This window comes from Rhizobium etli 8C-3 (assembly GCF_001908375.1).
Lineage (GTDB): Bacteria > Pseudomonadota > Alphaproteobacteria > Rhizobiales > Rhizobiaceae > Rhizobium > Rhizobium etli_B.
In genome coordinates this window covers 311,459-335,873 of the sequence record NZ_CP017244.1, presented here as the reverse complement: position 1 = coordinate 335,873, position 24,415 = coordinate 311,459, and the positions used below count along the sequence as shown (strand labels likewise).

Genomic DNA, 24,415 nt, shown 5'->3' with positions numbered 1-24,415 from the left:
TTCATATACTTGACATTCCTCCCGTCAAGCTATTTTCTGCGGCTGTTACGCGGTTTTCGAGCCAAACTGGAAAAGGAAATCGCAAAATAGTGAGAATGAAAAACTTTTCATTCGATTGCGGAGGAGGCGATCTGTGAACGAAGGGCCGGGACCCGAGGCGCCCGCATATTATGTCGGTCAAGGTCAAACAGTGACAGCTTGGGCGGTTTCTGATCTGATCGCCAGCTATTTTCCCGGCATCGCTGCGCCGGCGGAAGATCGCGTCGATTATCGTTTTATCAATGGTTTCGTCGACGTCGGGGATCTGCCCTGCCGGAAGGCTTTCTTGTCGACGATGGTCGGGCGCGAACTTCCTGCCGATACGTCGTGGCCGGTAGCGAGCCTCTACCTACCGGGGTCAAACCGCCGCGTCGAGTTCACCGGTTTCTGGCACGTGCCGACCCATCTGCGTCGATGGCTGAGGGGCGTCTTCAGGACCGCCTCGCACCGTCTCTTGCATCTCAGGCTCAAGACCTGCGGCGGGGTTCGCGTATGGGTCAATGGAAAGGAAGCGGTGCGTTTCGAACCGTTCAGGCGCAATCTGGAAAGTTCAACGGACGTTGCACTGTCGCTGGAAGCAGGCGACAACCAGATTCTCGTTCACTGCGAGGATCTTGCCGAACGCGACACGACCTGGTTCTTCGAACTGGAAGTGCTGGACAAGGAGCCGCTGTGCGTGCTGTTGCCTGTGGCGCTGGATCACGAGGAAGTCCGCGAACTGGAAAACCTCGCCCGCGGCGTGCGCCCTATGCGCGACGTCTTCGTCAACGAGCCATTGGAACTGATATTCGATACGGCGCCACAGCGCGACGTGCCGGTGGAGGTCAGCGTTATCGGTCACGGCCATGAGCGGCCTGTCTTCGCACACTCTGTCTTGAGCCTGCGTGCCCATCAAAGCCGTCTGACGGCCGAAAATGTGTGTCGCATTGCAGATGGCTATCACGGCGTGCATCTGACGATCGGCAGCGGGCCGGGATCGGTCACGCGTGTCATCGATGCCGGCTTTCTAGCAAACGTTTCTCCATCGTCACCCAAGGCGACATTGAAGGACCGCAAACGCCAAGCGCTCGAATACAGCGCCCGCTTCGGTGCCGAGCGCGTGGCGCGCATCATTGCCATGATGGAAACCGGCTATCAAGACCAGGACGCCTTTGACCGCATCCTGGATAAAACGCTCACCTCTATCGATGCCCGTGAAGACTGCTCGGACTTCATCATGGTGCCGCTGCTTTGGCTGCTTGGAGCCCATGGCGCTCAGATGCCGGCCGGCACCGTCGAACGTATAAAGCACTCCGTCCTGTGTTACCGCTACTGGGTCGACGAGCCTGGCAATGATGCAATGTGGTTCTGGAGCGAAAACCATGTGCTGTGCTTTCACACAAGCCAGCTGCTGGCAGGGCTTCTCTTGCCGGAGGAGACCTTTTCAGCTTCGGGCAGGACGGGAAGACAGCAGGCAGATCTCGCTGCCACGCGCCTCCGACACTGGTTCGACAGCGTCGAGGCACACGGCCTTGCGGAATGGAATTCGGCGGCATATTACCCGGTCGACTTCATCGGACTGCTGGCGCTGGAGCGCTGGGCAGAAGCGTCCATTGCCGAACGCGCGCGCGCGCAGCTCGATCTCATTTTCCGGATGATCGCGCTGCACACGCTTTCAGGTGTTCCGGCCGGATCGCAGGGCCGCGCCTATGACAAGGAGCTGCGCGCCGGCCCCCTGACAGAGCTCGCGCCCTTCGCACAAGTCGCTTTCGGAACCGGTTGGCTCAACGGTGGGGTTGCGTCGTTGCCGTTGTTTTGCGCGGGCAGCTACGAACCGCCTGCCGATCTCGCCGATCTTGCGAACTTGGCCCCGGGCAGAAGCGTGGAGGCGCGCTACAGTCAGGGCCTGGAGAGCGCAAAGCTCGTCCTCTTCAAGAACGAAGCGGCGCAGCTTTCGACCGTCGTCGATCACAAGACCGGGCAGAAGGGACATCAGCAGCATGTGATCGATGTGCGCCTGGCTGGCCATCCCATGGCAAGGCTCTGGATCAACCATCCTGGCGAGGATGACCCATGGGGCAATCAAAGGCCGTCCTATTGGGCCGGCAATGGCATTCTACCACGCGTCGCCCAGCATCGTGACGTCGCCCTTCTGATTGAGGATACCCGCGACGCACGGCATGCATGGACGCACGCCTATATCGGCCGCGACGGTCTGGACGCTCTCATCATCGACGCCAATTGGCTGATGGCGCGCTCCGGCAACGGTTTTTCTGCCATTTACGCGTCAAACGGTCTGGAACTGATCGCGGATGGACCAACGGCTGGCCGCGAAGTGCGCTCCTATGGATCGCTTTGCGGCTGGGCAGCAATTGTCGGATGCGGCGACGGCGACGCCTTCACCACCTTCGTCCAGCGCATCCGCCAGACGACGGTCTCCTTCGACCGCGAAGGTCGACGTCTTGTGCTGACGCCAGAGGGCGGCCCGGCCATCAGTTTGACTTATGCCAATGGGCTCTCGCTGGGTGGGAAGGCCCGCCCCTTCACCTACGATCAACCGCACCCGATCCTTACCTACGACAGTGCCGCATCCGACGCTGGCACTGAAAGACCATTCTACTCCTGAACATAGGTGCCAGCATGAATCCAACATCTGTCGACAATGCCGCCCTTCTTTCGACCATCGATCGAGTCGCGATGGCTTTCAGCCGTCTCAAGGGCATCAGGGAAGGACTGGTGAGCGCCGAGACCAACTCGGGTATCCAGTTCGACGAATGGGATTGGGAAGTCGGCGTTGGGCTTTACGGCTTCCTAAGACGCGCGATATCAACCAATGATCAAGAAGCACTTCAGGACCTTGTGGCCTGGTACAGCAGCCAGATCAGACGTGGCCTACCGCCACGCCAGATCAACAGCACGGCTCCGATGCTGCCGCTTGCCATCCTTGTCGAGCATGTCGATCGTCCCGAGTTTCGCGCCCTTGTCGAAGACTGGGCCGAATGGCTGGTAAAGGAACTGCCCAAAACGGAGGACGGTGGTTTTCAACACGTTGTCAAAGAACGTCTCAACGAGGGCGAACTTTGGGACGACACGCTGTTCATGGCCTGCCTCTTTCTCGCGCGCGCAGGCGTGCTTTTCAAGCGCAGCGAATGGATCGACGAAGCTGTCTACCAGTTCGTGATCCACACGCGCTACCTGTCGGATCCCGTGAGCGGACTGTGGTATCATGGCTGGACCTTCAATGGGCGGCACAATTTTGCCAATGCCTTTTGGGCTCGCGGCAATGCCTGGATCACGGTGGCCATCCCGGAACTCTTCGAGCTTGTGCCGATGTTGGGCGAGAAGGACCGGCGTTATCTTTCCAATGTCCTTGCGAGCCAGGTACGATCGCTCAAGGCACGCCAGAGGCCGGACGGCATGTTCACCACTTTGTTGGACGACCCCGCGTCCCCAGTGGAGACGTCAGCCACCGCCGGAATTGCCTACGGCATCCTGCGTGGCGTAGATGCCGGCATTCTGGACAGCAGCGACCGGATCTACGCCGAGCGGGCGCTTTCGGCCGTGCTGGCGCGCATCGACGAGGAAGGCGTCGTCCATGGAGTTTCGGACGGAACGCCGATGGGTCACGACCTCGATTTTTATAGAAGCATACCCAACGTGCCGACGCCTTACGGCCAGGCGCTCACCATGCTGCTCCTGACGGAAGTCGTTCTGGAGCGCGGTCACCAGCAATGAGCGCGACGTCTCTTATCTCCATCGATGCCGCCGGCATCGACGACACCGCTCGATTGCAAGCTGCCATCGACGAAGCGTCGGCTTCAGGCGGCGGGCGTGTGGTGCTCGAGGCCGGCATCCATGTTTGCCGCGGGATTCAGCTCAAATCCGGTGTCGACCTTCACCTGGCCGCCGGCGCGATCTTGCGTCCGGTCCCCGATTATGACGCCTATGCGCATACGACCGTTTCGGTCATTGCCGAGAAATCAAACCGCGGCATGATCGTCGCCAAAAATGCGCGGCGGATAAGCCTGACGGGCTGCGGCCGCCTCGAAGCCGGTTGCGACAGCTTCATCGTCGGCGACGACAAGACGGTAGGGACATTCATCCCGGCCGATCTTCGACCGCGCGTTGTCGTCCTGGAGGCGTGTGATGGGGTTGAGATCAGCTCCATCCATATATCCCGCTCGCCGATGTGGACGCTGCATCTTATCGGCTGTACGGATGTTGCAGTCAGGGGTGTGAGGATCGAGAACGACCATCGTCTTCCCAATACCGACGGTATCGTTCTCGATGCATGCCGCAGCGCCATCATCGAAGATTGCCTGATAGCGACCGCCGACGACGGCATTTGCTTGAAGACGAGCATCGGTCCGGCTGGCGCTGCCATAGGGCAATGCGAAAACATTCTCGTCCGCCGATGCTCGATCCAAAGCTTGAGTTGCGCCCTTAAGATCGGAACGGAAACACATGGCAATATCACGAATGCCGTATTCGAGGACTGCAATGTCTCGGCCTCCAACCGCGCGCTCGGAGTTTTCTCGCGCGACGGCGGTCGAATATCGAACGTCAGATTTTCGAGAATTGGAGTGGACTGCCACGAAACGCTCGACGGCTTCTGGGGTTCGGGAGAAGCGTTGACGATCAATGTCGTCGACCGCGTCTCCGCGCAGACCGCCGGGGCGATCGAGAACCTCATCGTCGAAGACATAAGCGGTCGAATGGAAGGAGCGATCACTTTGATTTCGACGTCTTCCGCCGGCATTCGAAATGTCCGCATGGCGCGCATAAGCCTGGTCCAGCGGCCTGGGCAATTGGGTACGGGGCAATTCTACGACCTGCGCCCGACGCATGCGGATTTGGCGCCGCGCGGCGATGGAGGCGGCCGCGCCAATGCCTGGACCCGCGGTTCGGACGGACGGGTGATCGGTCTCGAGCGCTATCCGGGAGGAATGCCAGCCGCCTACGTGGCCGGGGTCACGGGGATCATTCTGGAAGACGTTCTGATCAAAAGGCCGGTACCCTTGCCGCAGGGATGGAACAAGATAGACGTCGCCTTCGAAACGGCGACACCTGATGGGAGCAGGGCATGGCAGAACTGAAGCTTTCCACCGTCAACAAGTCATATGGCGCCATCAAGGTCCTGCATGATGTCGACCTTGATATCAAGGACGGCGAGTTCGTCGTTTTCGTTGGTCCCTCCGGATGCGGCAAATCGACCTTGCTGCGCATCATCGCGGGTCTCGAAGACATTACTTCCGGCGCAATCGCCATCGGAGGGCGGGATGTAGGCCAGCTTTCGCCCGCCGAGCGCAAGATCGCGATGGTCTTCCAGTCCTACGCGCTTTATCCGCATATGAGCGTTCGCAAGAACCTCGCTTTCGGCTTGGAGAATCTCAAGTTCAAACGCGCCGAAATCGAGACGCGGATCGCCGAAGCGGCCAGGATGCTGGCCATCGAGCCCTATCTGGACCGGCGTCCGAAACAACTTTCAGGCGGGCAGCGCCAGCGTGTGGCGATTGGCCGGGCAATCGTACGCGAACCGGATATCTTTCTCTTCGACGAGCCGCTTTCGAACCTCGACGCCGCACTGCGCGTCCAGACGCGAGCCGAAATCACAAAACTCCATCGTGAGATCAAAACCACGATGATCTACGTCACCCATGACCAGGTCGAGGCGATGACGATGGCCGACAAGATCGTCGTGCTGCGCAGCGGGCAGGTCGAGCAGGTGGGCGCTCCGCTGGAACTGTTTGAGAATCCGCGAAATCTCTTTGTGGCAGGCTTTCTCGGTTCTCCACGCATGAACATCATAAAGGGCAAGGTCGCCGGTATCGGTGAAAGCGGCGTTATCATCGATGTCGGCACCGGCGGCAAGCTGATCAGTGACGTGGATCCTGCCGGGGTACACGTTGGGCAGGCAGTGCTTGCCGGCGTCAGGCCCGCGCATTTTGCACGCTCCGGTCAAGATGGGTTGCCGTTCGTCGTCCAGTACCATGAGGGGCTTGGAACTGAAACCTATGTCTACGGCAACCTTGAGGGGCTGGACGAGCAGATCATCATTCACGAGGCGGGTCATTTCGCGCCGTCACCAGGTGATCGCATCCTGATCAGCTGCCTGCCTGTGCGCGTTCATCTCTTCGATCCCGAAAGCGACCTGGCGTTCAGCCGGCGGCAAGGCCAAGGGAGGCTCTGATATGACGACGCTCAAGCGAGGTGCGGCCCTTTATCAGGCGGGCGAGACGATCATGAGAGCGGTCGAGGCCCCAGTGAACGGGATGGAGCGCGTCCTCGGCCGGAAACGCATGCCATGGCTGTTTCTGGCTCCGAACTTGGTTCTGTTCGGCATATTCACGTTCCTGCCAATCGCCATCGCCGTGGGTTACGCCTTTACGGGCGGTACGAACCTTTTCGTGTCGGACCGGCCGTTTGTCGGCTTCGAGAATTTCCGCACCCTGCTTGCTTGTGATGATTACCTGAGGCCCGGAACTTGCCGCGAATCGCTTTTCTGGACGGCTGTGTGGAACACGCTTTGGTTCGTGGCATTCAACGTCGTCGCCACATTGCTCGTAGCCCTGATTACCGCGCTGATACTCAATCGAGCAATTGTCGCGCGAGGCTTCTTCAGGGCAATCTTCTTCTATCCTGTATTGCTGTCTCCCGTCGTCATCGGTCTTATCTGGAAATGGTTCCTTGATCGAAATGGGCTGCTTAACGCCTTCCTGCAGATGCTCGGCGTACCCCCGGAAATCTTCCTTCTCGATGTCGGTTGGTCACGATTCTTCGTCGTGGTCGTCTCCGTCTGGTTTCACATGGGTTTTTATACGCTCATCCTCCTGGCCGGTCTCCAGGCCATCCCGAAGGAGCTTTACGAAGCCGCGGCAATCGATGCAGCCTCGCCTCGCCGCACGCTTTTGAGGATCACACTGCCCCTGCTGGGGCCAAACCTGCTGGTCGTTCTCATTCTTCTGATGATCAGGTCGGTCCAGATCTTCGACGAGGCCTGGGTTCTTACCAACGGCGGCGGCCCGGGCACAGCCAACAGCTTTATCGTGCAATACATCTACCAGATGGCTTTCAGCAGCGATCTCCGCCTTTTCGGCCTTGCATCCGCGGCATCGGTTCTGATGGGATTTGTGCTCCTGGTACTGACGCTGATCCAGCTGCGCCTTGGCCGGAGAATGGAGTCATAAAATGAATAACATTATGAATCCCATCAGATTTCTAACGCGCAGGCGCCGTGCCGAACGCATCGATATAACCGACATATTGTCATGGATCTGGCTATTTGCCGGAACCCTGGCCGTCCTTGTTCCTGTAGTCTGGGCAGGTCTTTCCTCGCTGAAACCGGCAGCTGAGATCACCCGGTTTCCGCCGACTCTGCTTCCCCGCGCCGCCGTCGAGCAGACTGTGAGCGGATTCGACAAGCCGCTTAGCCTATGGCAGGTCACCATTGACGGTGAAACGCGGGAAATGGCGATGGTCCGTCGCATCGGCCTCAAAGCTCAAATGGTCGACCCTGTCAGCCCGCAAAAGCCCGTCAGCGTCGATGTGAAGAGTATCACGCCCGTGCAGCGGCTGACCGTGGCTACGCAAAACTACGCCGATCCATTGACGCGTTTCAACTTCCTGACCTTTCTAAAGAACTCGGTGTTCGTCACGTTCGTCGCAACAGTCTTGACACTCCTGGTCAATGCCATGGCAGCTTTCGCATTGTCGAAATACCGGTTTCGCGGCGACAAGACGGTTTTCGTGATCATCATTTCGACCTTGATGATCCCGCTCGCCGTCGTCATGGTTCCTGCGTATCTGGTGGTCGTTGGCGTTGGTCTTGCCGATAACCTGTGGGGCGTCATCCTTCCGACGATCGCCTCTCCGACAGCCGTGTTCTTGCTGCGACAATATATGCTGACGATACCGGATGAACTGATCGAGGCTGCACGCGTTGATGCGGCCAGTGAATTCTGTATCTTCTGGCGTATCATTCTGCCGCTGACAGCACCTGCCTTGGCGGTGCTGGCGATCTTCTCCGTCCTTTGGCGCTGGAATGATTTCCTCTGGCCACTTATTGTCCTCAACAGCCGCGAGAATTTTACGCTGCAGGTGGGCCTCAATGCGTTTCAGGGAGAATTCTCGGTGCAGTGGCACTACATCCTTGCGATGACATTTCTCAGCCTGCTCCCTGTGACGATCGTGTTCGTGTTTCTGCAGAAATACATCACCACTGGGATCGCCGGAACGGGGATGAAATGATCCCGGTCAGCGTGGCGGCGCAATGCTGCCACGCAACACGAGATGGCATCCCAGTTCCAGGCGGTGGGCCGGCCGGTGCGGGTCATTGGCGATCAGCCGCTGTTCGATCAGGGCCAAGGCAGCAGCGCCGAGCCTGTCGGCCGGAACACTGATTGTCGACAATGGCGGACGGCTGAACTCACCTCGCACGATATCATCAAATCCCAGCACGGAAATCGCCTCTGGCACTCGAATGTCGCGATCAGCCAGTGCCTTTAGGCATCCAAGCGCCAGGTTGTCGGCGGCGCAGAAGATGGCGGTGGCTCCTCGCATGTCAGGATCATGATCAAGCAGGGCATTGATGGCGGCCTCGCCATGTCTGGGTTCATATCCTTCAGCCTCGAGGATCATGTCCTCCAGAACAGGAAGCTGCGCGGCAAGAAACGCGTCGGAAAAGCCGTCATATCTGCGCTGGATCGTCGTTCGGCCCTTCCAGGTCAGGTGTAGAATGCGACGATGTCCGAGCGCGAGCAGATGCTCGATACCGAGGCGTGCTCCGAAGCGGTTTTCCGGCGTGACCGTATCGACCAGCATGGCTGGATCTTCGCCGTTTATGATGACGACGGGCATTCCGGCAGAAGCAAGGCTTCGGATGAGTTCGGGCTGATCGTCGTTCAAGATGACGATACCGTCAGCTCGCTCCGAAAGCGCAATCTGCCTTACCTGACTACCATCGATTCTCCGGCCGGTGCTGACAAAGGGTATGGTTCTGATCCCGCGCCGCTCACATTCCTTCCGAAGGCCGTTGAGGATCGTCCAGCTCACCAAGTTGAGGTCACTTTGCGGAGCGGCATCGTCGGGAATTGCAAGAAGCAAAACGCGTAGCGCCGCAATCGTCGCCCTCTTCCTTCGGCGCTCGAGATAACCCAGACGTTTTGCTGAATTCAAAACCCTCTCACGCACTTCGACCGTAAGTGGGGCGGTTCCGTTCAGGGCGTGCGAAGCTGTGCTGAGGGACACATCCGCATCGCGCGCGACATCTTTGAGATTGACTTTGCGTTCCACTTTTCCGTCACGAACTCTAATCGCGCCTTCAAAGGCATGTGAGCTAACACGATGTTTTTACATAAAAACTTTCAAAGCGCCATGCGTTTTATGCCAATAATTTTCCGATCGTCGCCGAAGACGGGCCGCAAAGCTGCTGCAAGGCTTCTTTGGTCTCGGCAACCTTTGCGAAAAGTTGTCCTTCCATCGACAAGACTGCCTTTTGCGCCCTCGTGCACGGCCATGCCTGATTGAGCCCTGAGCAGAGCACTGACGGCCTTGCAAGGGCCACAAGTGGGTTGGCTTTTGGGAGCGTGCCCGCACCAGGGCTTCCTGTCCTGCCTGCTGGTCAAACAATTTTTCCACGCGCGACGACGGGCCAGATTTCCGGTCCGGTCCGCTCGGCACTCGTGACCATGACGGCCTCAACCATATTGGTGACGACGCAGGCATGGTTTGGCACGATCCGTACCTTGTCCCCGACCGCAAGGCCGATCGCGCCGGTGCTGACCAGCCTTCCATGTTCTTCCGAAAGCTGGTCGATCGCTACGTCGTCACGTCCGAGCACATGGCCGTAACCTTCAAGACCGAGCAAGTCTGAGGTCAGCGTCTTGGAGCCGGCGTCGATCACCGCTCGGTCCGGTGCGGGAACGGAGACGACGGTGGCGAGCACGCTCAGTGCACAATCCTCCCAGCTGCAGACACCACGCGCCACGAGAGATCTGTCATTGTAGACATAGGTTCCGGGGCGATACTCCGTGGTCGTCGGAGAGCCGGCGGCATGCATCATGGATGGCGTACCACCGGATGAAACAACCGGTACCGTCAGTCCCCGCGCATTGATGCGGGTGGTGGCCTGCCTCATGAAACTTTCGACCCCCGCCTCGCCACCTGCCGGCGGGTACGTCATCAACCCGCCGAAAACGAGGCCGGGTGCTGCCTGGATTGCGACGGCCAGGTCCTCGGCCTCCTCCACCGTCGCGACGCCGCAGCGATTGGCGCCTGTGTTACATTCCACAAGCACCGCCAGCGGCGCAGACGCGGCATGGAAGGACGCCGAGAGCCCGTCGACGACCTCGCGGCTATCGGCGACGACCGACAATTTTACTTTTCCCGCTAGCGCCTTCAGGCGTTCCAGCTTGGCAACACCTATAATATTGTAGGTGATCAGTACGTCGCGTATGGCTTTGCTGCCGCAAACCATCGCCTCGGCTTCCGAAACCTTCTGGCAGGTAATGCCGATTGCGCCCGCCGCAAGCTGCATCTCTGCAACGGCTGGCAGCTTGTGTGTCTTGATATGCGGGCGCACACGGATGCCGTGCCTGTCTGCATAAGCCTGGAAGCGATGGATGTTCCGCTTCGCGATGTCGAGATCGATAAGCACGGCGGGGGTGTCGATCATTGTCAAATCTTTAGGAGAAAAGGGCATGGGAGCCTCGCAGAACGGTATGAAGAATGCTGGACCGCCAAAAACCCGTCGTCAATGACGATACATCTTTATGGCAATGCCTATTGACAAGTCATTCCTCATACCCCTTGATAAGTCAATCCGATAACACAGACACATGTCCGCTATATTGGATTATCAGAAAAACGGTCAATCAAGGGGAACACGATGACCTATTCCTTCCTCGCCGGCACGATGTCGCTGGCCGTCGCCACTGCTTTTTATTCTGCGCCAGCCCTCGCTGAGGGCAGCAAGCTCGATGAAGTGCTTACCCGAGGCCACCTTGTCCTTGGCACCGGCAGCACCAATGCGCCCTGGCATTTCAAGAGCGCCGACGACAAGCTTCAGGGTTTCGACGTCGACATGGGCCATATCATTGCCAAGGCACTCTTCGGCGATCCCGAAAAAATCGAGTATGTGAACCAGTCTTCCGACGCCCGCATCCCCAACATAACCACCGGAAAAGTGGACATCACCTGCCAATTCATGACCGTTACTGGCGAGCGGGCTCAACAGGTTGCCTTCACCATTCCTTACTATCGCGAAGGCGTGGGCCTGATGCTCAAAGCAGATGGGAAATATGGCGATTATGCCGCACTGAAGGCGGCTGGCTCGTCCGTCACGGTTTCGGTCCTGCAGAATGTCTATGCGGAGGCCATGGTGCATGCCGCTCTGCCGGAGGCGAAGGTGGATCAATATGAATCCGTCGACCTGATTTATCAGGCGCTGGAATCTGGACGCGCTGATACAGTGGCGACAGACCAGTCGTCGCTCGCCTGGTACATGACCCAGAATCCGGGCCGCTACAAGGATGCCGGCTACGGCTGGAACCCGCAAACCTATGCCTGCGGCGTCAAGCGCGGCGATCAGGATTGGCTGAACTTCGTCAACACCGCTCTGCACGAAGCCATGACCGGCGTCGAATTCGACACCTACGCCAAATCTTTCAAGACCTGGTTCGGCAAAGACCTGACCCCGCCTCAGATCGGCTTCCCGGTCGAATTCAAATAACAGCCGTGTGGAGCGGGGCCGGTCTCCCGCTCCCTCAGCCTCAGGGGAAGGCATCGCCATGGGTTACACTTTGAATTTCGCGGCCGTTTGGCGTAATTTCGATTTCCTGTTGAGCGGGCTCGCGCTTAGCCTTGGCCTTGCGGTGGTCTCGATCTTGATTGGAGCGGTGATCGGTCTTTTCGCGGCCTTCGCGCTGACGTCGAAGAACCGCTACGCGATCGCATCAGCGCAGCTCTATGTCACGGTGATCCGCAACCTGCCGATCCTCGTTCTGGTGCTATTTGCCTATTTCGCGATGCCGCAGATGGGCGTCCGTCTCGACAAAATGGAAAGCTTCGTGCTGGTTCTATCCCTTTATTCGGGTGCCTATCTCGCTGAAGTGTTTCGGGCCGGCTTACTGTCAATTCCCAAAGGTCTGACGGAAGCCGGCCTCGCCATCGGTCTGACGGGGATGCAGATCCGCAGCTCCATCATCGCTCCACTGATGCTGCGCAATGTGCTGCCGTCGCTGTCTTCAACGACCATTTCGCTTTTCAAGGATACATCGCTTGCCGCCGCCATCGCCGTGCCTGAGCTGACATTTGCGGCCCGCAAGATCAACGTCGAGAGCTTCCGAGTCGTGGAAACCTGGATGGTCACCTCCGGCCTCTACGTCGCGACTTGTTTTCTCATCGCCGCCTCGATGCGTTTCGTCGAGGGCCGCCTGGCCCTGCCGAGGTAAGCCCGGATGTCTTACACCTTTCTCGAACAATTCTGGATCGCCCGATACGTTATCATGAACGGGCTCGGCATGACCGTATCGATCTCTCTGCTGGCCATCCTTGCTGGTTCCATACTCGGAGTTTTCGTCGGCTTGGCGCTCGTCTACGGCGGTGCTGTTTTGCGCTTAACGGTGCGCGCCTATACCGACGTTATTCGTGGCACGCCGGTGCTCGTGCTCGTGCTGGCGAGCTATTACGTCTCCTCCGCCGCCGGAGTTGATCTCGGGCCGTTTTCGGCAGGTGTCCTCGCACTTGCGATCTTCTGCTCCTCGCATGTCGGCGAAATCGTGCGCGGAGCGCTTCAGGCCATTCCCAAGGGACAGACCGAAGCGGCCAAGGCGATCGGCCTGACCTTCACCCAGACCTTCACCTCCGTGCTATGGCCGCAGGCCATGCGCCAGTGCTTGCCGTCCTGGGTGAACACGGCAGCCGAGATGGTAAAGGCCTCGACCCTGCTTTCTGTCATCGGTGTGGCGGAACTTCTCCTGCGCACGCAGGAGATCATTTCCCGCAATTTCATGAGCCTGCAGTTCTATTTCCTGGCTGGCGCTCTTTATTTCATTGTCAACTACGGCATCGAGCACTTCGGCAAATATGTCGAGCGCAAGACCGCCTTGCCATCCTGAAAAGGCTCCCCCGATGGCCAAGACCATTCTCGAAATCAAGGGTCTGCGCAAGACCTACGGCATCCAAGAAGTCCTCAAGGGCGTCGATTGTAGCGTCCAGGAAGGCGAAGTCATTTCCATCATCGGCTCGTCCGGCTCTGGCAAGACGACTTTGCTGCGTTGCATCAACATGCTCGAAGAATTCCAAAGCGGTACGATTAGCCTGGACGGCGAGGAAATCGGCTATCGCGTCGAAGGCGTGACCCGGCGCCGCAAAAGCGAGAAAGAAATTGCACGCCAGCGTGCTCTGACCGGCATGGCGTTTCAGCAGTTCAATCTCTTTCCCCATATGAGTGCTGCTGAAAACATTATGCTTGGCCTCGTCAAGGTGAAGAAAATGACGAAGGCGCAAGCCCGAACCATTGCCGAAAAATGGCTCGACCGAGTTGGCCTCGCCGCGCGCATGAACCATTATCCCGGTCAGCTTTCCGGCGGTCAGCAGCAGCGCGTCGCGATCGCCCGTGCCATCGCCATGTCGCCGCGGCTGATGCTGTTTGACGAGGTGACTTCTGCGCTGGACCCCGAACTGGTCGGTGAAGTGCTTCAGGTCATCAAGGGGCTTGCCGCCGACGGCATGACCATGCTGCTCGTCACCCACGAGATGCGCTTCGCCTACGAAGTTTCGTCGCGCGTCATCTTCATGAACCAAGGCGTCATCTGCGAGGAAGGCGACCCCAAGAAAATGTTCGTCAGTCCGAAGACGGAGCGGCTCGCCGAGTTCCTCAAAACCTCAAGTTTCAACTAGAAGAAAGAGATCCCATGACAATCAAGCGTTACGGGGCCGGCGAAACCGGAGCCGGCGGACAGCCGCTGCCCTTTGCCCGGGCGACGGAAGCAGCAGGCTGGCTCTATGTCTCGGGCCAGGTCCCTATGGAAAACGGCGAAATCGTGCAAGGCGGTATTGTTGCACAGAGTCGCAAGGCAATCGAGAACATGATCCGTATTCTCGACGAGGCCGGCTACCGTCTGGAGGATGTCGTGCGCGTTGGGGTCTGGCTCGATGATCCTCGCGATTTCTGGAGCTTCAATGGCGTCTATGCTGAATTTTTTGGCGGAAATGCACCGGCACGCGCTTGTGTTCAGTCGCGGATGATGGTCGATTGCAAGGTGGAAGTCGATTGCGTGGCCTATCGCGCCGATCGCGGCTGACAGCAACTCCGGAGAAGAATATGACAGAAGACTCCGGCGAAACGGCATCACGACGGACGCGAGGACTGGATCGCGCCTTCGAGATTCTCGAGTTCCTGCGTGTGAAGCGTCGGCCGATGCGCCCGAATGAGATCGCCGCGGAAATCGGCGCGCCGCGCTCCTCCATCTACGAGCTCGTCAACCTGCTGCTCAATCACGGCATGCTGGATTATCAAGGCGGCGAGGGCCGGATCTTTCTCGGCCGCCGCCTCTATTTCCTCGGCACCGCATATGCCGAGCAGTTCGACCTTATGCGCGAGTGCGACCGAATGCTGGTCCATCTCGCCGAGGAAACGCGTGAGACGGCGCAGATGTGTCTGCTCGAGGGCAAAAAATATACGGTTGCTATGATGCGCGAGGGCATCCGACCGTTCCGAATTTCCTCGAATGTCGGCGAACTTGTTTCCATTCCCTGGACCGCGTCAGGCCGCCTCCTCGTGTCAAACCTTTCGGACCAGGAAATCCTTGACCTTATCCCGCCGGAGGATTTCGTCCTGCCGAACGGCCGGCGGCTGGATCCGGCGGATTTCATCGCCCAGGTAAGGCAGGCAGCACGCGATGGATATTTCACCTTCAATAGTGAAGTGGAGAATTTCACCCATTGTCTGGCTGTCCCGATTTATCAGGCTGATGGTACCTGCATCGCCACCCTGTGCCTGGTTGCCCCACGTGAGGATGGGCTGCGCAATCGCGCTGCCTATCTCGATAGCCTGCTGAACGCCGCGCAAGAGATTTCCGAAAAGCTTGGATTCAATTCTCTTTCAAGACGTGTTTCTACAACGCGCGTGTGAATACTCAGAACCTGGGGCGAGGAATGCCTCGCTGACATGTAGAATTGTTGCAGATCGAAAAGCTGTTTTACCGAGCTCGAGTGGCCTTGCGGCGCACCAAGGCCATCTTGGGGCGGAACGGCGTGGCGTGGCCCATGATGGTGGAAGTATCGCATCACATCGATGCATCCGAGCCTGACGCTGATGGGTTTTACGATTACCATTACGAATACGACCTATTTGAATTCACAGATGGATTTGTGACCTTTCTGGCGCGTGCATACAGCGACGAGCCTGATGGGGCAGCAATGATGACGCGCATCGAAGGAAATGACCATCATCTTCTGACAAAGCGGGATCTGCGTCATCCACTGTTTCTCAGGGCCGCAGACTATCTGCGCGCGGCCGGCAAGACCAACCTCGATTGGCTGGACAGAAGCAGCAGCGCCTATGTCCCATTGACGCCGAAGAGATCGGGTGTCTCAAGGCAATAGTCGGACCGCAAAACAATGCCAAACAGCTGTATTTCGGCGCGGGCGCGGTCCTCAGTCACGACCAGCCGCTTGGCTTTCACGCCGGATTCAGGCTTGGCGACCTGGATCACGACCGCCCTGCCATAGGCATCGATGTTGCGCTCCATCCTCGCGCGCCGGTGCGCATGATGCGCATCCATTCAACATAATGGTTTCAAACCGATGACCTGGCAGTTCCTCGTAGCACTTGGCCAACGGGGGGAAGTGAACTGTCGGCCAATCGCAGATCGCTTAGCCATTCGCCCGGTCTAATGCACCGGCTGGACCGTCTCAGGGATGGGGCATACATAAGGCTGACCATCCATCTTTTCCGACCATTCGACTTTTGCTTGGGCAAGAAGTTCGGCTGATGTGAAGAGGTCGAGGCCTGTTGCCGCCAATACCTTGGCGGCATGGACCATGGCTTTGTGCGCTCCGGGGCTTCGTCCTTGAGCGACGACTTGCCATGTGTGTGGACTGGTACCGATTGCCCAGGCTGGCGCCCAGCATTGTGCCGTTGGCGTCACCCGGCTGACATCCCCGACATCCGTCGAGCCGGCGCGAAAATGCGACTGGCCCTCGAAGGCACGAAGGCCGAGATGAAGCGGCGTCGAACCGTCGATCTTCCCATCTAAGAAAACATCCTCCTTGATCTGGTAAAGACGGATGCTGCTTTTGATCGCCTCCTCGCTGAAGGTCTCCTGGATCTGCCGGGCAAAATACAGATCTTTTTCATCGAAGGGCACAGGCCCGAGCGCCACCAGATTGCCGTGAATTGCGGTTTCGAGCGTTAGATTGGGCAACAGGCTCGTGGAGGCGGCATCGAACACAGCCTCCACCTCCGTCTCCGTCATCATCGCCGCGCCTTTGGCGACCATCTCTACACGCTGGGCAAGCCTCAGCGCCTGTGCCATTTCCGGCGCGCGTATCAAGTAGAGTACCTCTGCCTTGGCCTGCACGACATTGGCGGCCCTCCCGCCCGCATCGGTGATGGCGTAGTGCACTCGGCAATCCTGCGGCATGTGTTCGCGCAGGAAGTTGACGCCGACATTCATCAGTTCGACGGCATCCAGCGCCGAGCGGCCGAGATGGGCGCTGTTGGCCGCATGAGCCGCAACACCCCTGAAGCGGTAGAATGTCTCGACCACAGCCAGATTGTTGGTCGAGCGCACGCCGTTGAAGGGCGCCGGATGCCAAGTGAGTGCCGCCTCGACATCGGCAAAGGCGCCGGCGCGCACCATGAAGGTCTTTCCGGAGCCACCCTCCTCGCCTGGACAACCATAATAGCGCACAGTCCCGGGAAGCTTATGGGTTGCAAGATGCCTGGCAAGCGAAACGGCGGCAAGCAGTGAGCCGCATCCCAGAAGATTGTGCCCGCAGCCGTGTCCGGTCCCGCCGGACTTGATAGCCTGAGGAGAGTCCACGCCGGCGACCTGGCTGAGGCCGGCCAGAGCATCGTACTCTCCGAGAAAGGCGATAACGGGCTTGCCGCTGCCGAACTCACCGATGAAGGCCGTCTTCATGCCAGCGATACCCTGCTTCACCAAAAAACCATGCTGCCGCAGGGTCTGGATCAGCAGGTCGGACGACTGATGCTCGTCGAATTTCAGCTCAGCGAAATCCCAGATCCGGTCGCTGAGAGCGGTGAACTCAGGAGCCATCGCTTCGATGGCGGCGCTGAGCGAAAGCAGGGAAGCGATGTCGGGCATGTGTTCTCCCGCAGAAGCGTGAAATGCAGGTGGAAAAACTTCGCTCCGGCGGATGTCACGTCCGCCGGATGATATGTTCGGATGCTTGACGAATGGCGCCGGAAAGGCTGCACGCTAATTGTCGAGAGAAACTTCCCACAGGCGGGCGTTGGACTGCCAGACGGGCTGGCCTTTCAGCGTTTTGGTGGCGCCCCAGACATCGATCATGTCGTAGAGAAAGATGCCGGGCATATCCTGCAGCATCAGTTCATGGAATTGATCGAAGATGGCTTGGCGATTCTTCGGATCGATTTCCGCATAGACGGCTTTCATCAGTTCGATTGCCTTGGGATTGTCCCACATCAGCGACGCATTCTGATCCTTGTCGCCGACGTAGAAACTGTACATCAGCGCCGGGTCGAGGCGGGGCGCCACGGATTGCGAAATGATCTGGTATTTGCCTGAACGGCGGCGATCGACCTGGGTGGCGTAATCAAGCACTTCGATCTGGATGTTCATGCCGATCTGCTGCAGCATGGCCTGTGCCATGACGGCGGCCGGAAAGCTCGGCACGTTTCCGCGCTTGTTGGCGATGATACTGATTGGTTCGCCTTTGTAACCTGCCGCATCGAGCTCGTTCTTGGCGGCTTCCAGATCAAAGGCAAGACGCTTCTTCTGCGTTTGGCTGAAGTAAACGGAATCGGATGACACCATCGATCCGTTCGCCTCGCCCGTACCATTCGACGCGGCCTCGACAAGCTGGTCGAGATCGAGCGCCTGCGCCATGGCGCGACGGATGGCCGCCTTGCTGAGAATCGGATCGCGGGTTTGGATGTAGAACAGGTTCTTGCCGTTGTTGCGCGAAACGATAACCTGCGTGGTCTTGCTCTCCTTCAATTCGGGAATGAGATCGGGAGAAATCTCGGCAGTGTCGAGCACGCCCGATTGCAAGCCCGCCTTGACGGTGGAGGCGTCGGGAATGACCATGAATTTGATACCGTCGACCAAAGGCCGCTTGGAGCCGACCATGCCGTCCGGCTTGCCGTCATTGGCGGGCGAAACATAATCATCGAACTTGGTCAGGTGAATATATTCGCCCTTCTTCCACTCGTCCCACTTGAATGGGCCTGTTCCGATCGGCTTGTCGAACATGCCATCGCCAGCAACGGAGTCGGGGGAGATGATGCCTGTATAGCCGCATTCAGGGCGTGACATCAGACCAAGGAAAACGGCCGATGGCTCCTCCAGCGTCATCGTCACAGTTGCGGCGTCGATTGCCTTGATGCCGGTAACGTGGACCGCACCGCTGCCGTCGAAATCCTTGACGCATGTCCATTTCGTCTTCGGATCCATGTAGCGGTTCCAGTTCCACACAACATCTTCGGCCGTCAGCGGCTTGCCGTTGTGGAATTTTACACCCTCGCGCAGCTTGAACGTATAGCTGAGCCCGTCCGCCGCCATGTCGATGCTGGCGGAAAGGAGCGGCTTGACCTCGCCATTGTTGGCATAGCCGACGAGGCCCTCGACGATGTGGAGAATAACGCCGTCGGTATTGCCGTCGCGGTTGACTCCGGGATTATTGCTGCGCAGGTCGGAACTCTGCGCCACGACGATATCGCGCCCGGCCGCGCTTGCGGCGAGCGAGATCAGGATGGTGCCTGCAAGCAGGATGGTCTTCATGGTTCTACCCTCTTGGTTGTTTTTGTTTGATTGCTTCACGCTTGGAATTCATCCCAGCAGGCGCGCGAGAGCCTGCCGATGGTCTCGAGCGATACCGTATATCCCGGCGTTCCGTCCGGCATCGCTTGCGGCACCTGATCGGTATAGGCGGCGATGATGTAGAAGGGCGCGCCGCCGCGATAGACGATGCCCGCATCCATGCGTCCGCGCTTGCCACGTCCGCCCTTGCTGGCGACCTTCGTTTCGAACGGCAGGCGGGAGTGGATGCCGTAGCGCAACACCTGGTTTCTCAAGGTCTGCAGCGCAAACTGGCAAAGAGCAGGCGGGCAGCCGAGTTTTGCAGCGGCGGCTTTCGACGTCTGTGCATCGAGGATCGTCTGCAAAAGCATGAGCTGATCGGCGGCCGTGGTGGTCGTGACCGCGCCGAGCGCATGATCCGGCGAGAGCGCCAGCGGCGGGATGAGGAAGCGGTGATGCGTCCTGATCATGCCGATCGACTTGCAGTAACGATCGACTTCTTCGAGCGTCAGCCGCTCGAACACCATCTTGGTGCAGACATTGTCGCTCAGCACCATCATGCCGGTGATCGCGTCCCGCAGGGGTATGACAATGCCTGGCGTCAGGTATCGAAACAGGCCACTGGCCACCTCTTCGGCGAAACGCGGCTCATAGACGATCGGCTCATTCAGGTCGAGGCGACCATCACCGACGGCCTTCAATGCCGCCATCATGATCGAGGTCTTGCGCGTGCTGGCCGAGGGTGTCTCCTCCTGCGCCCCTCGGTCGAACGTTTCGCCGGTCAGCAGATTGCGGATGCAATAGCGGGTCACGAAGGGTTGGGGATCGCAGATCGCGTTCAGCCGTTCGGCCGTCTTGTTCGAAGTCGTGGTCCTGTTCACGTTAGGCCTCCAGTCGCCATTTCAGCTTGACCCCGCCGGTCTCGTTGAGATCGAGTGCGGGAATGGCCGAAAGCAGACGTCGCGTATATGTCGCCTGCGGCCTGTCGAAGATCGTATTGCGGTCGCCCTGTTCGATGATGCGGCCGTCCTGCATGACGACGACGCGGTCCGCCACCTGCTCGATCACGCCCAGATCGTGGCTGATGAACAGGCAGGAAAAGCCGTAGCGCCGCTGCAGATCCGAAAAGAGCGTGAGAACCTGGGCGCGCACCGTAACGTCGAGCGCCGAGACCGGCTCGTCGGCAATCAGGAACTTCGGTCGCCGGGCGATTGCGCGGGCAATCGCAACGCGCTGGCGCTGGCCGCCGGAAAGTTCATGCGGATAGCGCCGGGCGTGGTCGGTTCCCAGTCCGACCTCCTCGAGCGTTTCATAGGCTCGTTTCCTCTTGGCGGACCGATCGATATCGGGCACAAGCCGAAGGGCTTCCTCGACCAGCGCCAGGATTGTCATGCGCGGATCGAGCGACGAGAAGGGATCCTGAAAGACCATCTGGCAGTTCAGCCGATAGTCACGCCAGTCTGCCTCACGCTCACGTCCCTGAAAGAGCACTTCTCCTTCACTCTGGCGGACCAGTCCGGCGATGGTACGCCCGAGTGTCGTCTTTCCTGACCCAGAGCCGCCAACCAGAGCCACCACTTCGCCGGCATGGATATCGACGCTGACACCATGAAGCGCCCGCTTGGCGGTTCTTTTCCTGAGAAGCGATTTGCGGCCGGCATAATCCACCACGATATTGCGCGCCGACACCATCGGCACAGAGGCCGTGTCGATCGTGCGGATCTTGCCACGGACGGGAAGCGACGAGAGAAGCTTGCGCGTATAGGGATGTTGCGGCGTTTCGAGAATCCGCTCCGTGGTTCCCTGTTCGACCACGACGCCTTTTTCCATGACGACGATGCGGCTGGTATAGCGCGCCACCATCGGCAGATCATGGCTGATCAGCAGCACGGCTGTGCCTTCGGCCTTGGTGAGCTCGACCATCAGCTCCATGACGTCACGCTGGATGACTGCATCGAGCGCCGTCGTCGGCTCGTCGGCAATCAAAAGCGCCGGCTTCAGGAGCATGACGGAGGCAAGCATGATGCGCTGGCGCATGCCGCCGGAAAATTCGTGCGGATAGGCGCAAAGTGCCGCCTGCGGGTCGCCGATGCCAACACGCTCGAGCATGGCGACGATGCGGTCGCGCCGTTCAGACGCGATGACATTCGTGTGAAGCGTGAGCCCTTCTTCCAACTGCCGGCCGATGGTCATCGACGGATTGAGCGAGGTCATCGGCTCCTGGAAGACGAGCCCGATCTCGGCGCCGCGCATTCGGCGCAAATCAGCCTCGCTCATCAACATCACGTCGCGACCCTTGTAGGTCACCTGACCTCCCGTCACCTTGATGGGAGGCGGAAGCAGCGAGATGAGCGCGCGCGTCGCCAGCGACTTGCCGGAACCGCTCTCCCCAACGATGCCGAAGATCTCGCCGGGCTCGATATCAAAACTGACATCCTTGACCACCTCGACACCGCTGCAGGCAACCTCGAGCGAGAGGTTGCGGACGCTCAGAAGTTTCTGTTGGGTCATTTCAAGCCTCTCATGCGTGGATCGAGCTTGTCGCGCAGCGCATCGCCCAGAAGATTGATGCCGAGAAGCGTGAGCGCGATGCTGAGGCCGGGGAAAAGGCCAAGCCAGACGGCCTGCTCGACGAATGGACGGCCGGCGGCCAGCATGTTGCCCCAGGTGGGAGCCGGCGGCGGAACGCCGAGCCCGAGAAAGCTGAGCGCGCTTTCTGACAGGATCGCCCAGCCAAACATCGAGGTGGACAAAACCGTGATCGGCGCCAGGCAATTGGGCAGGATGTGACGCAGCATCGTATAGATCTCGCCATTGCCCATGATCTTGGACGCTTCGATGAACTCGCGTTCGCGCAGCGACAGCACGGCACCGCGAACCACGCGCGCCATGGATGGCGTATAGGCGATCCCGAGTGCGAAGATGATTCCGTACTGGTTGGCGCCGAACACCGCGAGCAGGCCGAGAGCCAGTAGAATGCCGGGGAAGGCAAGCAGGGCATTGTTGATCGCCATGATGACTGCGTCGACCCAGCCACGCGCATAGCCGCTGACGAGGCCGACCAGGGTTCCGGCCACTACGGCAAACGAGACCGTCAAAGCACCGATCCAGACACTTGCGCGAGCGCCGATCATGATCCTGCTCAGCACGTCGCGGCCGAATTCATCCGTTCCAAGCCAATGCTGGGCGCTGGGGGCTGCCAGGCGCGCAGTGAAGCTGAGCTTCATCGGATCGTACGGTGTCCAAAGAAGTCCAAGGGCTGCGACGACGAGCAAAAGAGCGACCAGCGTCCCGCCGATCAGACTGTTGAATGTGAACTTGGTCATTCGGCCACCACGCGCGGATCGAAGAGAGGATAAAGCAGATCAACGATCAGGTTGACGACCACGTAGGAGAATGCGACGAGCAGGAGGCAGCCCTGTATGACCGGATAGTCACGCTGGAAGATGCTGTCGACCATCAGCCGGCCGAGGCCGGGAATGGTGAAGACCGTCTCGATGACGGCAATACCGCCGAGCAGGTTGCCGAGGATAAGGCCGATCATCGTCCAGGTCGGGCCGAAAGCGTTTTTGAAAGCATGCTTCCAGAGGACAGCGCTTTCCGACAGGCCTTTTGCCCGGGCATGGGTGATGTAATCCAGCCGGAGAACTTCGAGCGTGGAGGCTCTCGCCATGCGGATCAGCACGCCCATTTCATGAATGACCAATGTCATGATCGGCAGGACGAGATAAAGCAGCCCGGCAGTGATCTGGTCCCCGATCGAGACATAGCCCAGGACAGGGAGCCAGCCGAGCTCGAGGCCAAAAAGCAAAAGCAAAAGCAGGCCGAGCCAGAATGTCGGAACCGACAGAAGGACCGTGGCCGTGCCGATAAGGGCCAGATCCGTGAGGCTATTCTGCCGCCAGGCGGCGATGACGCCGGCCGGAACAGCGATCAGGCTAGCCAACAGCACAGCCGTCACCACGATCTCCGCGCTGACGACAAATCGTGAGGCGACAAGCTCCAGAACGGGCTCATTGTTGACGATCGAGCGACCGAAATCCCCGGTGAGGACATTGCCTCCCCAGATCAGGAACTGTTCCGGCATGGATTTGTCCAGCCCGAGTTCGGCGCGCATTTGCGCAATCTGGTCTGGCTGCGCCATGTCGCCAAGCAGCAGCGCTGCCGGATCACCCGGAATAAACCGAATGAGTGCGAACACGGTGATCGCCACGATCAGCACGGTTGGCAACGCCATAAGGAGGCGGTTCAAGATAAATCTGAGCATCGGTTCCCCTGAACACGATTGTTAATCGGCCGTTGATCGGCTTGTTTGTCGGCAAACTATGAGCGATGATAAAAATTAGTGCAATATTATGCATTTTTGTCATAGCTCTATGCGAATATCGCGTACGGCGGGAGACCATGTTGGCCCCTGGTCAGGGCCATTAAACCCTTGTGCCAGCTACGGATTCTGCGAAAGAGCGATCTGACGCTTCAGAGCGTCCATCAAGGCTCGCGCGGCACGCGACAGAGGCATGCCCGCCGGTTTGGCCAACCCGAACTCCTGCTTCGAAACAGGCGTGAAAGGACGCTGAACCACCGGCAAGTGCCGATAGAGATTGGCGTAGAAACTGCTGAGAATGGCAATACCCAGGCCGTGGGCGACATAGGCGCAAGCCGAACTGTTGGTGTGTGTCTCGATCTTTACGCTCTGCTTCACGCCGGCTCGTTTGAACGTCTGATCAAGAAGCATGCGGGTTGGCATTTGCCGTCCAATGAGAATCAGGGGAATATTGCGCAGATCCTTCGGCGCGATCTCGGCGAGCGCTGCCAACGGATGGCTCTCGGGAATGACGCAGACGCTGACCCCGCTTGCCACCGGCTCCATGTCAATGCCGGGACCGATCTGTTCCTCATAGCGCAGAAAGCCGAAATCGATCACTCGTTGTTCGACCAGACGCGTGATCGCTGTCGTGGTCTCGAAAAAGGTTTCGATGCGAACCGTCGGATATTTTTTGGAATAGTCCACCAACATGGCCGGTGCGAATTCTTCCCACATGCTGCTTGGCAACCCAATGCGCACGACCTCGGGTCCTGTAGCCCCGCTTCGCAAATCCTCTGCCAGACCGGAAAACCGGTTGAGTCCGAGCAGGATATTCTCCGCGTCTCGGGCGAGGATGCTGGCCTCTGGCGTTGGAATGAGCCGCCCCTTGTCACGGGCAAACAGCGTCAGCGACAGATCGGACTCGAGTTGTTGCAACAGACGGCTGACACCTGACTGACTGAGACCCATACTCTTCGCCGTCGCGATCGTCGATCCGGTTGCCAGCAACGTCTTCAGCACCTCCAATTGCCGAAAATTGATCATTTCAAAAGCTCCCTCAAGGTATAAGCGCAATTGATCC

General features: G+C 58.9%; 23 protein-coding genes. 13 read left to right on the top strand and 10 right to left on the bottom strand.

Annotation, left to right across the window (positions count from 1 at the left end):
* The first annotated feature begins 133 nt into the window (after positions 1 to 133).
* The 6 genes from AM571_RS26465 to AM571_RS26440 are packed head-to-tail and all read left to right on the top strand — an operon-like array spanning position 134 to position 8,265.
* Positions 134 to 2,644, top strand: a complete 2,511-nt coding sequence (locus AM571_RS26465; protein ID WP_074064006.1) for a hypothetical protein — start codon at positions 134 to 136, stop codon at positions 2,642 to 2,644.
* A 14-nt stretch (positions 2,645 to 2,658) separates the two neighbouring features.
* Complete coding sequence (locus AM571_RS26460; protein ID WP_074064005.1) at positions 2,659 to 3,753, top strand: glycoside hydrolase family 88/105 protein; 1,095 nt, start codon at positions 2,659 to 2,661, stop codon at positions 3,751 to 3,753.
* Positions 3,750 to 5,114, top strand: coding sequence for a glycoside hydrolase family 28 protein (locus tag AM571_RS26455; RefSeq protein ID WP_074064004.1), 1,365 nt, complete (start codon positions 3,750 to 3,752; stop codon positions 5,112 to 5,114). The genes AM571_RS26460 and AM571_RS26455 overlap by 4 nt, the downstream gene beginning before the upstream one ends.
* The gene (locus AM571_RS26450; RefSeq protein ID WP_074064003.1) at positions 5,102 to 6,208 is read left to right on the top strand and encodes an ABC transporter ATP-binding protein; all 1,107 of its coding nucleotides are present in this window, start codon (positions 5,102 to 5,104) and stop codon (positions 6,206 to 6,208) included. The genes AM571_RS26455 and AM571_RS26450 overlap by 13 nt, the downstream gene beginning before the upstream one ends.
* Before the next feature lies 1 nt (position 6,209).
* Positions 6,210 to 7,205, top strand: coding sequence for a carbohydrate ABC transporter permease (locus AM571_RS26445; protein ID WP_074064002.1), 996 nt, complete (start codon positions 6,210 to 6,212; stop codon positions 7,203 to 7,205).
* Between the two features lie 13 nt (positions 7,206 to 7,218).
* Positions 7,219 to 8,265, top strand: a complete 1,047-nt coding sequence (locus AM571_RS26440; protein ID WP_196776393.1) for a carbohydrate ABC transporter permease — start codon at positions 7,219 to 7,221, stop codon at positions 8,263 to 8,265.
* A 6-nt stretch (positions 8,266 to 8,271) separates the two neighbouring features.
* Here AM571_RS26440 and AM571_RS26435 read toward each other — a convergent pair whose 3' ends face one another.
* Both AM571_RS26435 and AM571_RS26430 read right to left on the bottom strand, forming a co-directional pair.
* On the bottom strand, positions 8,272 to 9,309 hold the full coding sequence (locus AM571_RS26435; RefSeq protein ID WP_074064000.1) for a LacI family DNA-binding transcriptional regulator: 1,038 nt from the start codon (positions 9,307 to 9,309) through the stop codon (positions 8,272 to 8,274).
* A gap of 328 nt (positions 9,310 to 9,637) precedes the next feature.
* Entirely contained in the window at positions 9,638 to 10,690 is a 1,053-nt protein-coding gene (locus AM571_RS26430; RefSeq protein WP_420493399.1) for a D-TA family PLP-dependent enzyme, read from the bottom strand.
* Positions 10,691 to 10,903: 213 nt separating this feature from the next.
* On the opposite strand from AM571_RS26430, the gene AM571_RS26425 reads away from it, so the two are divergent.
* Genes AM571_RS26425 through AM571_RS37105 form a run of 7 tightly spaced genes read left to right on the top strand, consistent with a single transcriptional unit; the run spans position 10,904 to position 15,624 of the window.
* Complete coding sequence (locus tag AM571_RS26425; protein WP_074063999.1) at positions 10,904 to 11,746, top strand: transporter substrate-binding domain-containing protein; 843 nt, start codon at positions 10,904 to 10,906, stop codon at positions 11,744 to 11,746.
* Between the two features lie 58 nt (positions 11,747 to 11,804).
* Entirely contained in the window at positions 11,805 to 12,467 is a 663-nt protein-coding gene (locus AM571_RS26420) for an amino acid ABC transporter permease (protein ID WP_074063998.1), read from the top strand.
* 6 nt (positions 12,468 to 12,473) lie between these two features.
* Positions 12,474 to 13,133, top strand: coding sequence for an amino acid ABC transporter permease (locus tag AM571_RS26415; RefSeq protein ID WP_074063997.1), 660 nt, complete (start codon positions 12,474 to 12,476; stop codon positions 13,131 to 13,133).
* A gap of 13 nt (positions 13,134 to 13,146) precedes the next feature.
* Positions 13,147 to 13,917, top strand: a complete 771-nt coding sequence (locus AM571_RS26410) for an amino acid ABC transporter ATP-binding protein (protein ID WP_074063996.1) — start codon at positions 13,147 to 13,149, stop codon at positions 13,915 to 13,917.
* A 14-nt stretch (positions 13,918 to 13,931) separates the two neighbouring features.
* Positions 13,932 to 14,321 (top strand): RidA family protein, encoded by a 390-nt coding sequence (locus AM571_RS26405; protein WP_074063995.1) that lies wholly within the window; start codon positions 13,932 to 13,934, stop codon positions 14,319 to 14,321.
* A 20-nt stretch (positions 14,322 to 14,341) separates the two neighbouring features.
* A complete protein-coding gene (locus tag AM571_RS26400; RefSeq protein ID WP_074063994.1) occupies positions 14,342 to 15,151 on the top strand; it encodes an IclR family transcriptional regulator in 810 nt (269 codons plus the stop codon).
* A gap of 44 nt (positions 15,152 to 15,195) precedes the next feature.
* Positions 15,196 to 15,624, top strand: a complete 429-nt coding sequence (locus tag AM571_RS37105) for a hypothetical protein (protein WP_196776381.1) — start codon at positions 15,196 to 15,198, stop codon at positions 15,622 to 15,624.
* On the opposite strand, the gene AM571_RS26390 is transcribed toward AM571_RS37105, so the two are convergent.
* The 8 genes from AM571_RS26390 to AM571_RS26355 form a co-directional block, all read right to left on the bottom strand.
* Positions 15,579 to 15,770, bottom strand: coding sequence for a hypothetical protein (locus AM571_RS26390; RefSeq protein WP_155774542.1), 192 nt, complete (start codon positions 15,768 to 15,770; stop codon positions 15,579 to 15,581). The genes AM571_RS37105 and AM571_RS26390 overlap by 46 nt on opposite strands.
* 141 nt (positions 15,771 to 15,911) lie before the next feature.
* Entirely contained in the window at positions 15,912 to 17,351 is a 1,440-nt protein-coding gene (locus AM571_RS26385; RefSeq protein WP_074063992.1) for a M20 family metallopeptidase, read from the bottom strand.
* Between the two features lie 114 nt (positions 17,352 to 17,465).
* Entirely contained in the window at positions 17,466 to 19,010 is a 1,545-nt protein-coding gene (locus tag AM571_RS26380; protein WP_074063991.1) for an ABC transporter substrate-binding protein, read from the bottom strand.
* Positions 19,011 to 19,045: 35 nt separating this feature from the next.
* The gene (locus tag AM571_RS26375; protein ID WP_074063990.1) at positions 19,046 to 19,909 is read right to left on the bottom strand and encodes a serine hydrolase; all 864 of its coding nucleotides are present in this window, start codon (positions 19,907 to 19,909) and stop codon (positions 19,046 to 19,048) included.
* A 1-nt stretch (position 19,910) separates the two neighbouring features.
* A complete protein-coding gene (locus AM571_RS26370) occupies positions 19,911 to 21,539 on the bottom strand; it encodes a dipeptide ABC transporter ATP-binding protein (RefSeq protein WP_074063989.1) in 1,629 nt (542 codons plus the stop codon).
* Positions 21,536 to 22,354: an ABC transporter permease gene (locus AM571_RS26365; protein ID WP_074063988.1), complete on the bottom strand. Its 819-nt coding sequence runs from the start codon at positions 22,352 to 22,354 to the stop codon at positions 21,536 to 21,538. Before AM571_RS26365 ends, AM571_RS26370 begins: the two co-directional genes overlap by 4 nt.
* The gene (locus AM571_RS26360) at positions 22,351 to 23,295 is read right to left on the bottom strand and encodes an ABC transporter permease (protein WP_074063987.1); all 945 of its coding nucleotides are present in this window, start codon (positions 23,293 to 23,295) and stop codon (positions 22,351 to 22,353) included. Before AM571_RS26360 ends, AM571_RS26365 begins: the two co-directional genes overlap by 4 nt.
* 177 nt (positions 23,296 to 23,472) lie before the next feature.
* Positions 23,473 to 24,375, bottom strand: coding sequence for a LysR family transcriptional regulator (locus AM571_RS26355; protein ID WP_074065582.1), 903 nt, complete (start codon positions 24,373 to 24,375; stop codon positions 23,473 to 23,475).
* Positions 24,376 to 24,415 lie beyond the last annotated feature (40 nt).